This window comes from Enterococcus sp. DIV1420a, assembly GCF_051712165.1.
GTDB classification, from domain to species: Bacteria; Bacillota; Bacilli; order Lactobacillales; family Enterococcaceae; genus Enterococcus; species Enterococcus faecalis.
Map to the genome: position 1 here is coordinate 590824 of NZ_JBIOOI010000001.1, position 12508 is coordinate 603331.

Consider the following 12508-nt stretch of genomic DNA (forward strand, 5'->3'; position numbering starts at 1 on the left):
TATCAATTATTTGCGGAATTCTGCTAATTTTTGATAACTTTGTGCTAAAACTTGTTGGGTTTCTTGAAAAACAGGATACAGTTCTTGATAAACTAGCAATTGATCCGCTCGTGGCGTGACCGTTTCATGAATCAGCACCTGTTGCGCCGCTGCTTGTAAATTTGGTAACTGCCCTAAGCCTTGCCAACCTAGCAAAACAGCGCCTAATGCCGAAGCTTCGGTGCTATCAGTGAACGATAACGTTTCTCCCAGCACATCAGCCATAATTTGACGGAACACAGGGGAATCAGCAAAGCCGCCTGTCGCCCGAATCTCCTGAACGGGTCCACCGAGTTGTTTCAAATCCTCTAAAATAGTTTTTAAATTGAAACAGATGCCTTCCACCACCGCTCGAGCTAAATGTCCAGCATGGTGATTTTTGCGCAAGCCAATAAAACTTGCGCTCGCCTCTGCATTCCACAGCGGTGCTCGTTCACCAAGCAAATAAGGATGAAACAGTAAGCCATTTGCCCCAGCTGGCACGGTTGCAATTTTGGCCATAATTGGGTCATAGAGATTGGTCCCGTTTTGGATAGCTTGCTGACGTTCTTCTGCAAAAATCGTTTGGCTCGCCCAATCTAACGCAACTGCACCATTACTACTTGCGCCACCAATCACCCAGTGCTGTTCATCTAGAGCAAAACAAAACGTTTCACCTTGCGGATGCAAAAAAGGTTCTTCGACAATATACCGAAGTGCGCCGCTCGTACCAACGGTCAAAGTCGCTACACCCATTCCTAGCGCTCCCAAACCTAAATTAGACAACGGGCCATCCGCACCACCAAGAACTAAAACCGTTTCCTCCTCAACACCAAGCATCTCTTGCCAAGAAGGCGCTAACGCTGGAAAAATGAACGTTGACGGGGCAACTTTTGGCAACTGTTCCTCCTCAATAGATAAATACGCTAAAATCGACGTTTCCCATTGTCGCGTGTGAATATTAAATAAACCCATTCCTGAAGCACTACTATAATCTGTCCAGTATTCGCCAAAGAAACGGTAAAAAATGTAGTCCTTAATCCCAATAAACTTGGCCGCGCTCTGCGCAACGGCTGGCTGATTTTCCTGCAGCCAGCGAATCTTGTACAAAGGCGCCATTGGATGAACTGGCATGCCTGTCAATTGATAAAACAATTGGGCCGCTGGCGTTTCTTTTAACGCTTCCGCATAATCAGATGCTCGTGTGTCAGCCCAAGTAATCACTTGGGTCAATGGGCGTCCTTGCGCATCCATGGCAATTAAGCCATGCATCGCTGAAGCAAAAGAAATGAGCCCAATTGGTTGATTCTTCACTTGTTGTGTGACGGTTCGAATACAGTTCACCACAGCTTGGAACAGCGTTTCTGGGTCTTGCTCTGCCATTCCTTCAGTCTCTTGAATTAATGGATAACGCACATAGCTAGAAGCTACGACTGTGCCATTTGCTTGAAAAGCCACTGCTTTGGCTTGCGTGGTGCCAACGTCGACACCAATCGCTAATTTTTCCATTTGATTCCCTCATTTCTTGTTTCTTTTATTATTCCTAACAAAAAAAGATTTGTCTAGTCAAACGAAAAAGTTTAAAAAAAGCGTAGTTTATTTTTAAGGAGGTAACCTATGTTTTTCTTGAGTCTCTTTTTGATTGGTGCCTGTTTCGGTTCTTTTTTATGCTTAGTGGCGGAGCGCTTACCAGTAGGGCGTTCTTTGTGGTGGCCCCCTTCCCACTGTCAAGGTTGCCACCAGCCTCTACAACTCTATGAATTAATTCCAGTTGTTTCGATTTTGCTGCAGCGCTTTCGTTGTCGAAAGTGTCAACAGCCAGTAGCTAAGAGTTATCTTTTAGCAGAACTTGTCATGGGCGGCTTAACCGTAAGCTGTTTTTCAGCTGGCCTGACGATTGATGCTTTGATTCTCTGGTGGTGGCTGACGAGCGCTTTCACATTATCCTTGATTGATTACTGGTATTTAGTGGTTGAACCGAAGATTCTTTATCCTAGTTTTTTTGTGCTTTGCTTGCTGAAAGTGGCGGGTCAGCATTCGTTTTACTTACTGACTGGTCTTTTTTGTTTTTGTTTTTTCCAAGCCGTCTTACATTATTTTCCGGAAGCCATGGGGCGAGGGGATCTTTTGTTACTGGGTTTGTGGGGCTGTTTTTTACAGGTACCTCAGTTGCTGATGCTACTATTTTTTGCCAGTAGTTATGGTCTAATCTATGGCTACAGTTGTAAATTTTTAGGGTATCCAGTTGAACAGAAACTTCCCTTTGTCCCCTTTTTAAGTTTGGGCTTACTCACAATCAGTTGGTTATAGCAAATAAAAAAAGCCGCAAGGAGCATGCTCCTTACGGCTTTTTAGGGTTTATTTATTGATGTTTTTCATCGCATCTTCAGCAGCCATTTGTGCTTCAATGTCTGAAATACTATAAACGTTTTCGCTAGCTACGCCAACTTCTTTTGGTTCCATGTTACGGTAACGAGCCATACCAGTACCAGCTGGGATGATTTTACCAATGATAACATTTTCTTTCAATCCAAGTAATGGATCTTTTTTGCCACGGATAGCAGCATCTGTTAACACGCGTGTTGTTTCTTGGAAGGATGCAGCAGATAAGAAGCTGTTTGTTTCCAATGACGCTTTGGTAATACCAAGTAAGACTGGACGACTAGTAGCAGGGACGCCACCAGCAACTAATGTGTCGTAGTTACGGTCTTTAAATTCTGCGATGTCCATTAATGTTCCTGGAAGGATTTCAGTGTCACCTGGATCCATTACGCGGATTTTACGTAACATTTGACGAACCATTACTTCGATATGTTTGTCGCCAATTTCTACCCCTTGCATACGGTAAACACGTTGTACTTCACGTAATAGGTAGTTTTCAACAGATAAAACATCACGAACTTGTAATAATTGTTTTGGATCAATTGAACCTTCTGTCAACGGTGCACCACGGTGGATGATGTCGCCTTCAGCAACTTTCATACGTGCAGTGTAAGGGACAGTATAGGTACGTGTATCTGTTTTTCCTTTGATGGTTACTTCTTTTTGACGTGTGGCAGGATCTTCAGAAATATCGATAACTTCACCGGTTACTTCTGTAATCACTGCTTGCCCTTTCGGATTACGTGCTTCAAAGATTTCTTGGATACGAGGTAAACCTTGAGTGATATCGTCACCGGCAACCCCACCAGTATGGAACGTACGCATGGTTAACTGTGTACCAGGTTCCCCGATAGATTGAGCGGCGATTGTACCAACTGCTTCTCCGACTTCAACGTCAGAACCAGTTGCCAAGTTACGTCCGTAACAGTGCTTACATACACCATGTTTTGTGTTACATGTAAAGACAGAACGGATGGTTACTTTTTCAATACCAGCGTCCACGATTTCTCTGGCAAGATCTTCAGTGATTAATTGATCCGCACCAATGATGATTGCACCAGTTTCTGGATGAACAACTGATTTACGTGTATAACGACCTAATAGACGTTCGTCTAATGGTTCGATAATTTCGTTACCTTCACGAATTGCTTCGATTTCAAGACCACGGTCAGTGCCACAGTCGTCTTCACGAATGATTACGTCTTGGGCAACGTCAACTAAACGACGTGTTAAGTAACCTGAATCGGCTGTCTTCAAGGCCGTATCAGTCATCCCTTTACGAGCCCCGTGAGTTGAGATAAACATTTCTAAGACAGAAAGTCCTTCACGGAAGTTTGAGATGATTGGTAATTCCATGATTCGTCCATTCGGAGCGGCCATCAAACCACGCATACCAGCTAACTGTGTAAAGTTGGAGATGTTACCACGGGCTCCAGAGTCAGACATCATGAAGATTGGGTTACGAGCTTCCATACTTTCGATCAGTTTTTGTTGGATTTCGTCTTTGGCACCGTTCCAAACGCCGATTACACGTTCATAACGTTCGTCATCAGTAATTAAACCACGACGGAATTGTTTAGTAATTGTTTCAACTTGTTTGTGGGCAGCATCAATGATTGCTTGTTTTTCATGAAGAACCATGATATCGGCAATCCCTACCGTCATCCCAGCATAAGTTGAGTGTTTGTAACCTAAGTCTTTCATGCGGTCAAGCATTTTAGAGGTTTCCGTAATGTGGAATCTTTTGAAGACTTCAGCAATGATATTTCCAAGATTTTTCTTCTTGAATGGTAAAACTAATTCTTGCTCTTTAATGTGTGCAGGAATGTCTGTACCAGCTTCTACGAAGTATTTATCTGGTGTTTGAACAGTTAAGTTATAGTCTGTTGGTTCGTTCAAGTAAGGGAACTCAACAGGCATGATTTCGTTAAAGATGATCTTACCAACTGTGGTGATTAAGATTCGTTCTTTTTGCCAATCAGTAAATGGTTTGTCACCTAAAAGTGTTGTTTGAACCCCAATCCGTGAGTGTAAATGCACGTAGCCATTTTGCCATGCTAAAACAGCTTCGTTCATGTCGCGGAAGATCATGCCTTCCCCTTCACGGCCTTCTTCTTCCATTGTTAGGTAGTAGTTACCTAAGACCATATCTTGAGATGGTGTAACAACTGGTTTACCATCTTTCGGGTTCAAGATATTTTGGGCAGCAAGCATTAACATACGAGCTTCTGCTTGTGCTTCTTCGTTTAGAGGCACGTGAACCGCCATTTGGTCTCCATCGAAATCGGCATTGTAGGCTTCACACACTAATGGGTGAAGACGAATCGCACGACCTTCAACAAGAACTGGTTCGAAAGCTTGGATCCCTAATCTATGCAACGTAGGTGCCCGGTTAAGTAAAACTGGGTGTTCTTGGATAACTTCTTCTAAGATATCCCAAACTTCATCTTCGCCACGTTCGATTTTACGTTTCGCATTTTTAATGTTTGTCGCAATTTCACGTTGTACTAATTCACGCATTACAAATGGTTTGAATAATTCAATCGCCATTTCTTTTGGTAAACCACATTGGTACATTTTTAAGAACGGACCAACGACGATTACGGAACGACCAGAATAGTCAACACGTTTACCTAGTAAGTTTTGACGGAAACGACCTTGTTTCCCTTTCAACATGTGAGAAAGAGATTTCAATGGACGGTTACTTGGTCCAGTAACTGGACGACCACGACGACCATTATCGATTAAAGCATCGACCGCTTCTTGTAACATCCGTTTTTCGTTTTGAACAATGATGCTTGGCGCATTTAAGTCTAATAAACGTTTTAGACGGTTGTTACGGTTGATAACACGGCGGTATAAGTCGTTTAAGTCACTTGTTGCAAAACGACCACCTTCCAATTGAACCATCGGACGTAAATCTGGTGGAATAACTGGGATAACATCCATTACCATCCAGCTTGGTTGGTTACCAGAAGCACGGAAGGCTTCTAAGATGTCTAAACGACGGATGGCACGTGTCCGTTTTTGACCAGAAGCTGTTTTTAATTCTTCTTTTAATTGCGCAACTTCGCCATCTAAATCGACGTTATCTAATAATTGTTTCACGGCTTCGGCACCCATAGCAGCTTTGAAGGCTTGGCCATATTGTTCACGTTTTTCACGATATTCGCGTTCCGTTAACAATTGTTTTTTCTCTAATGTTGTGTCACCTGGTTCGATGACAACGTATGAAGCAAAATAAATGACTTCTTCCAATGCACGAGGGCTCATGTCTAAAACAAGACCCATCCGAGATGGAATTCCTTTAAAGTACCAGATATGTGAAACTGGTGCGGCTAATTCAATATGTCCCATACGTTCACGACGTACTTTTGAACGAGTGACTTCAACGCCACAACGGTCACAGACAATACCTTTATAACGGATACGTTTATATTTACCACAAGCACATTCCCAGTCTTTGGTTGGACCAAAAATGCGTTCACAGAATAACCCTTCACGTTCGGGTTTTAATGTACGGTAGTTAATTGTTTCGGGTTTTTTAACTTCCCCATAAGACCAGCTTCTGATCTTTTCTGGTGAAGCAAGCCCTATTTGCATACTTTCGAATTTATTTACATCGATCAAAAGGAATTCCCTCCATTTCCTTATTTAGAGAAGCTGAGTCAGCAACTTGTTAGCAAATGGCAAGCATCACTTGAAAGAAGGTCTGACGACACTTGGAACAAGTAATGGCTTGCGCAGTTGCAACAAAGTCGCAGTTGAATCAACTCATCAGAGTGGTAGCGACAAATTAGTCTCTGTCTTCGGCTGTTTCAATTTCTTGAACAACGTCTTGTGCTTCTTCTTTCACGACTGATTCTGCTTCTTTTTCCAGCTGTTTCGCTGATTGTTGTTCCGCAAATTTGGTTAGTGCGTCAACGGTGATTAAATCATCATCGTCATCGTCCATATCGCGTAACTCAATCTCAGCTTCCTCAATGTCCAAGACACGCATGTCTAAACCAAGTGATTGTAATTCTTTCACTAATACTCGGAATGATTCAGGCACACCTGGTTTTGGAATTGGTTCACCTTTAACGATGGCTTCGTATGTTTTCACACGTCCGACAACGTCATCAGATTTGTAAGTTAAGATTTCTTGTAATGTGTAAGCAGCACCGTAAGCTTCCAGTGCCCAAACTTCCATTTCCCCGAAACGTTGTCCACCGAATTGAGCTTTACCACCCAACGGTTGTTGCGTAACAAGAGAGTAAGGTCCGATTGAACGAGCATGCAATTTGTCATCAACCATGTGGGCTAATTTAATCATATACATGACACCAACGGAAATACGGTTATCAAATGGTTCACCTGTACGTCCATCGTAAAGAACTGTTTTAGCATCGCTAGCCATACCAGCTTCACGAACAGTTTCCCAAACGTCTTCATCGGTTGCCCCATCGAAAACAGGTGTTGCGACGTGAATACCTAATTGGCGAGCAGCCATACCTAAGTGTAATTCAAGTACTTGTCCGATATTCATACGAGAAGGTACCCCTAATGGGTTCAACATGATATCAACAGGTGTTCCGTCAGGTAAGAATGGCATATCTTCTTCCGGCATAATACGGGAAACAACCCCTTTATTTCCGTGACGTCCCGCCATTTTATCTCCTTCGTGAATTTTACGTTTTTGAACGATATAGACACGAACTAACATGTTGACACCTGGTGATAATTCATCGCCAGCTTCACGAGTAAAGATTTTCACATCATGAACGATACCGCCGCCACCGTGAGGTACACGGAGAGACGTATCACGAACTTCGCGGGCTTTTTCCCCGAAGATTGCGTGTAATAAACGTTCTTCTGCAGATAATTCTGTAACCCCTTTAGGTGTGACTTTCCCAACTAGTAAGTCGCCATCTTGAACTTCAGCACCAATGCGGATAATCCCCATTTCGTCTAAGTCTTTCAACGCGTCTTCCCCAACGTTTGGAATTTCACGGGTAATTTCTTCAGGTCCTAATTTCGTATCACGTGCTTCTGATTCATATTCTTCAATATGCACAGAAGTGTAGACATCGTCTTTAACTAAACGACGGCTCATGATAATGGCATCCTCGTAGTTGTAACCTTCCCATGTCATGAAGGCAACTAAGACGTTTTGCCCTAAAGCCATTTCGCCTTCTTCCATAGAAGGTCCATCCGCTAAAGTATCGCCTTTTTCAACTTTTTCACCTAAGTGAACAATTGGGCGTTGGTTGTAGCTTGTTCCTGAGTTAGAACGACGGAATTTTGTAACCATATATTTGTCTAATGCGCCATTGTCGCGACGAACGCGAATTTCTTTTGCATCGACGAATTCTACGACACCGTCATGTTTACATAGTAAAGCAGCACCTGAGTCATGGGCTGATTTATATTCCATACCTGTACCTACCCACGGAGAGCGTGGTTGAATTAACGGCACCGCTTGACGCTGCATGTTGGCACCCATCAAGGCACGGTTGGAGTCATCGTTTTCTAAGAAAGGAATACATGCTGTTGCGACTGCGACTACTTGTTTTGGTGAAACGTCCATGTAGTCAACTTTGTCTACGGCAACTTCTAAGTTTTCACTTTGTAGACGCGCCATAACAACATCATTGGCAAATGTGCCATCTTCATTTAAAAGTGAGTTCGCTTGCGCTACGATATAATGGTCTTCGATGTCTGCTGTTAAGTAATCTACTTGATCAGTAACACGGCCTGTCGCACGATCAACACGGCGATAAGGCGTTTCGATGAAACCAAATTTATTCACTTTCGCATAACTAGATAAGCTATTGATCAACCCGATATTTGGTCCCTCAGGCGTTTCAATTGGACACATACGACCATAGTGAGAGTAGTGAACGTCACGAACTTCATAACCGGCACGGTCACGAGTCAAACCACCAGGCCCTAAGGCTGATAGACGACGTTTATGGGTTAACTCACCTAATGGGTTTGTTTGGTCCATGAACTGTGATAACTGTGAAGAACCAAAGAATTCTTTGATACTTGCTACCACTGGACGGATGTTGATTAATTGTTGTGGTGTCAATGTTTCTGTGTCTTGAATAGACATTCTTTCACGAACCACACGTTCCATACGGGCTAAGCCAATACGGAATTGGTTTTGTAATAATTCGCCTACTGAACGGATACGACGATTACCTAAGTGGTCGATGTCATCGACATTGCCGATATCTTCCATTAAGTTGAAGAAGTAGCTCATTGAAGCAACGATATCTGCTGGACGAACTGTTTTTACGCTGTCGTCTGGATAGCCGTTACCAATCACATTTACGATACGTTCAGGATCTTTTGGTGAAAGAACTTGAATCACTTGGATTGTCATTGGTTCAGTTACTACCGCATCTTCACTTGGATAGTAAGTTACGCTGTTTAAGCCGTTGTCAATGTATTCGCCTAATGTTTCCATGATTTGGTGTGTTAAAACCGTGCCTTTTTCGACAATGATTTCACCAGTTTCTGGATCAACTAGCGTTTCAGCTAAGGTTAAGTTTAATAGACGTGTTTTTAAGTCTAATTTTTTGTTAACTTTGTAGCGACCAACGTTTGCCAAATCATAACGTTTTGGATCAAAGAAACGTGCAGTTAACAAGCTACGTGAGCTATCTGCTGTTTTTGGTTCGCCTGGGCGAAGACGTTCATAAATGTCTTTCAAGCCTTCTTCTGTACGAGAATCACTTGCGTTTTTGTGTAAATCTTTTTCAATTGTGTTGCGTAAGCTTTCGCTGTCGCCGAAAATTTCGAAGATGGTATCATCTGAACCGAAACCTAAAGCACGAACTAACACAGTTAAAGGAATTTTACGTGTGCGGTCAATCCGAACATAAGAAATGTCTTTCGCATCTGTTTCCATTTCTAACCATGCACCACGGTTAGGAATGACTGTTGAGCCAAAACCTTCTTTGCCGTTTTTGTCCACTTTTCCATGGAAGTAAACACCTGGAGAACGAACTAATTGGGAAACGATAACACGTTCTGCCCCGTTGATGATGAAGGTACCCATTTCTGTCATTAATGGGAAATCGCCGAAGAAGACTTCTTGGGATTTAATTTCACCTGTTTCACGGTTGGTTAAACGTAATGTTACATGTAATGGCGCAGAATAGTTGGCATCATGTGCGCGGGCTTCTTCTACTGTGTACTTTGGTTCTTTTAATTCATAGTCAACAAATTCTAAGGATAAGTTTCCTTGGAAATCATCAATTGGTAAAATGTCTTCAAACATTTCACGAAGTCCCTCATCTAAAAACCATTGATAAGAGTCTGTTTGGATTTCAATTAAATTTGGTAATTCCAATACTTCACTGATACGTGCGAAACTTCTACGTTCGCGATGCTTTCCGTATTTTACTACGTGTCCAGCCAAGCTCTTCACCCCTCTAGTTATAAGTCTATCAAAACACCGATCCGAAAAATTACATTTACGTTACATATATTAAATATATGTAACAAAAAGCATTTTTTGCAGTTTTTAAGCAAAAAAAAACCAAAAATAGAACATGCTTCCGAAAAATTTTCTGGCGTTTCTACTTTTGTTTTCCTATAAAAAACCGGAACGGACAATATTTCGCTCCTGCTTCGTCACTTTCAGATAGTTTTTGCTCTATAGATTCTACTACCTTTGTCTAGAAAAGTCAAGGGTTTCTTTAAGGTTTTCTTTTTCATAAAAAGGAGTTTTTTTGTAAAGGGTTTTAATGAAAAAATGCGTAATAAATAATTACGCATTTTGTCAACAACTAGAAAATATATTCAATTATTTGGTCAATTTTCGCCATATCTTTTAATGGCAAATGCTCAATTTGACTTAATTTTCTTTCAGTGAAGTCCAAAGATTTCAGTTGTGAGATCACTACTTGTCCATGGGTTTCTATGTCATCGGGCAACGTATATCGAGTGGGAATATTTTTAATGGTGGAAGTAATCGGGCAAATCACAGCAAACATGGTTTTCCGATTAAATTCATATCTTGACACGACTAAACCAGGCCGTCTCTTCTGAATCTCTTTGCCTGCAGCAGGATCAAAATCAATCCATACAATATCTCCTTTTTTGGGAATGTACTTCTTTTCAACATTCATTAAAAAAGTTCTCTCCCCTCAGGTGCAAGATCATGCCACTCATCTTTTTCATAATACTCACCTTCTGGACCTTCACTAAACGGATCCTGAATTTTAGGGACTAATGTAATTGTACCGTCGTCAGAATACATCACAATATATTCTTGGTCGACTTTTGGTTTTTTACCATTATCAGTGGGTAATGTTAAAACGACCGAGCTTCCTTGTCTTCTTGATTTAGTTGTTAGCATGAAATCACTCCCTTCGCTTCATTATACTATGCCTTTGCAATGATGGAAAGAATTTTAAATCACACTTAATGTGACTGAGTTTACTATATAATGCGTGTGGGACAAAGATCACTTTGGATTTTTGCTCCACGCTCAAAAACTGATAAACGGCGGGAACAGAAGCAACACTACGCGTTGCTCCGATCTCAACAACTTCTAAGGTGTTTTCTCGACATGCGTCTCGTCACAGTACAGCCTTCAAAAGAGCTACAGCTCTAAGAGTTGCGATGTTTCACTGTGAAGCATGAACAGATAAAATCATCGTACCTACTTGGTTCTCGGAGTTAAACGCTTCTGGCCCGACCTCCTTTTCCCCTATCTTCCTCTTCACACAAAAAAACGAATGCAAAGATGCATTCGTTTTTGACTAACCGCCACCTAATAAAAAGTCTAGGACATTCATGCCGCCGCTTGTTTGGCTGCGGTAAAGTTCGGTGTAGCCGCATTGGGTACAGCTAATTGTAATAAATTTTTTATTTTGAACATCAAAAATTTTCGCAAAGTTCCCACCTGTTGCTTGAAATTGGTCCGACACATAGTGCATGTTGCCACATTTCTCACAAACATATTGTTGCTTTTCCATTCCCCTCACTCCTTCTCAATAAAACAAGTATAGCAAACGCCTGCTTCATTTTCCTCCATCCTAAGATGGATTTTTTCACTAGTTGACCAAGCCTTTTCCTTTCCGCTACAATAAGCATAACGAATCGGAGGAAAAAATATGTCGACAAAAAGCCAAGTCCTAACTTTATTGATGAAACAAACGCCCGCATTCCTTTCGGGCGAAGAGATGGCACAACGTCTGTCCTTATCTCGCACAGCTATTTGGAAAGCAATTAATGAATTGAAAAAAGATGGCTATCAAATTACTAGCGTGCAAAATAAGGGGTATCGCCTTGAGAAATCAGATGTCCTTTCTGCAGAAGGCATTCAGTTGGCATTATGGCCCCAAACGCCACCTTTAACAATTACCGTCCTAGAAACATCTGAATCTACCATGACCGATGCTAAGCGGGCGATTTTAGACCAGACGCCCGACAATACATTGATTGTTGCTGACATGCAAGAAATGCCGCGGGGCAGGTTCGGCCGACCATTTTTCGCTACGCCAGGTAAAGGGATTTACATGAGCATGGTGCTTCAACCGAACCAAAATTTTGAAGAAATCGCCCAATATACTGTGATTATGGCCGTAGCGGTCGCTCGAGCAATGGATGCTCTGGCAGGCGTTCACACAGAAATTAAATGGGTCAATGATCTTTATTTAAATGGCAAAAAAGTTTGCGGGATTTTGTCGGAAGCCATGAGCAATGTGGAAACAGGGCAGATTTCCAATGTCATCATCGGCATGGGGATTAATTTTTCAATTACAGAAACCGAATTTCCTGAGGACATTCGGCAGAAAGTGACTTCTCTTTTCCCAGATGGTGAACCGACAGCGACGCGAAATGAATTAGTCGCCAACATTTGGAATCATTTTTATCAAATTTTAGACGAACGTTCAACGAAAGACTTTTTAGAAGAATACCGACAACGCTCCTTTGTGATTGGCAAAGACGTCGCTTTTACCCAAAACGGGCAAGACTTCCGCGGCGTTGCGACAACCATTAATGGAAATGGAGAATTGATTGTCCAGTTGCCTGATGGCACGGCCAAAACGTTGTCTTCTGGGGAAATTAGTTTGGACCAGATTGGTGAATGGCGTCGAGAATAAGT

8 protein-coding genes are annotated in these 12508 nt (G+C 42.0%); 2 read left to right on the forward strand and 6 right to left on the reverse strand.

The annotated features are described in order from the left end of the window. Positions 1–6: 6 nt before the first annotated feature. A complete protein-coding gene (locus IGI80_RS03070; protein WP_002399854.1) occupies positions 7–1527 on the reverse strand; it encodes a gluconokinase in 1521 nt (506 codons plus the stop codon). A 108-nt stretch (positions 1528–1635) separates the two neighbouring features. Between IGI80_RS03070 and IGI80_RS03075 the strand changes: the two genes are divergently transcribed. After that, entirely contained in the window at positions 1636–2328 is a 693-nt protein-coding gene (locus IGI80_RS03075; protein ID WP_438722657.1) for a prepilin peptidase, read from the forward strand. Positions 2329–2376: 48 nt separating this feature from the next. On the opposite strand, the gene rpoC is transcribed toward IGI80_RS03075, so the two are convergent. The 5 genes from rpoC to IGI80_RS03100 all read right to left on the reverse strand — a co-directional run bounded on the left by rpoC (position 2377) and on the right by IGI80_RS03100 (position 11375). Continuing rightward, complete coding sequence (gene rpoC, locus IGI80_RS03080) at positions 2377–6030, reverse strand: DNA-directed RNA polymerase subunit beta' (RefSeq protein ID WP_438722659.1); 3654 nt, start codon at positions 6028–6030, stop codon at positions 2377–2379. A gap of 166 nt (positions 6031–6196) precedes the next feature. Next, a complete protein-coding gene (gene rpoB / locus IGI80_RS03085; RefSeq protein WP_002389470.1) occupies positions 6197–9811 on the reverse strand; it encodes a DNA-directed RNA polymerase subunit beta in 3615 nt (1204 codons plus the stop codon). A 370-nt stretch (positions 9812–10181) separates the two neighbouring features. Next, complete coding sequence (locus IGI80_RS03090) at positions 10182–10523, reverse strand: type II toxin-antitoxin system PemK/MazF family toxin (protein WP_002360937.1); 342 nt, start codon at positions 10521–10523, stop codon at positions 10182–10184. After that, positions 10523–10753: a type II toxin-antitoxin system PemI/MazE family antitoxin gene (mazE, locus tag IGI80_RS03095; protein WP_002354773.1), complete on the reverse strand. Its 231-nt coding sequence runs from the start codon at positions 10751–10753 to the stop codon at positions 10523–10525. The genes IGI80_RS03090 and mazE overlap by 1 nt, the downstream gene beginning before the upstream one ends. A gap of 406 nt (positions 10754–11159) precedes the next feature. Next, complete coding sequence (locus tag IGI80_RS03100; RefSeq protein ID WP_002354768.1) at positions 11160–11375, reverse strand: zinc ribbon domain-containing protein; 216 nt, start codon at positions 11373–11375, stop codon at positions 11160–11162. Between the two features lie 138 nt (positions 11376–11513). Between IGI80_RS03100 and IGI80_RS03105 the strand changes: the two genes are divergently transcribed. Further along, the gene (locus IGI80_RS03105) at positions 11514–12506 is read left to right on the forward strand and encodes a biotin--[acetyl-CoA-carboxylase] ligase (protein ID WP_002394775.1); all 993 of its coding nucleotides are present in this window, start codon (positions 11514–11516) and stop codon (positions 12504–12506) included. Positions 12507–12508: the final 2 nt, after the last annotated feature.

What these genes read in the sequence shown, in the direction of transcription:
- IGI80_RS03105 (WP_002394775.1), top strand. Translation starts at nt 11,514, where the DNA reads ATGTCGACAAAAAGCCAAGTCCTAACTTTATTGATGAAACAAACGCCC.
- IGI80_RS03070 (WP_002399854.1), bottom strand. Translation starts at nt 1,527, where the DNA reads ATGGAAAAATTAGCGATTGGTGTCGACGTTGGCACCACGCAAGCCAAA.
- IGI80_RS03075 (WP_438722657.1), top strand. Translation starts at nt 1,636, where the DNA reads ATGTTTTTCTTGAGTCTCTTTTTGATTGGTGCCTGTTTCGGTTCTTTT.
- IGI80_RS03090 (WP_002360937.1), bottom strand. Translation starts at nt 10,523, where the DNA reads ATGAATGTTGAAAAGAAGTACATTCCCAAAAAAGGAGATATTGTATGG.
- mazE (WP_002354773.1), bottom strand. Translation starts at nt 10,753, where the DNA reads ATGCTAACAACTAAATCAAGAAGACAAGGAAGCTCGGTCGTTTTAACA.
- IGI80_RS03100 (WP_002354768.1), bottom strand. Translation starts at nt 11,375, where the DNA reads ATGGAAAAGCAACAATATGTTTGTGAGAAATGTGGCAACATGCACTAT.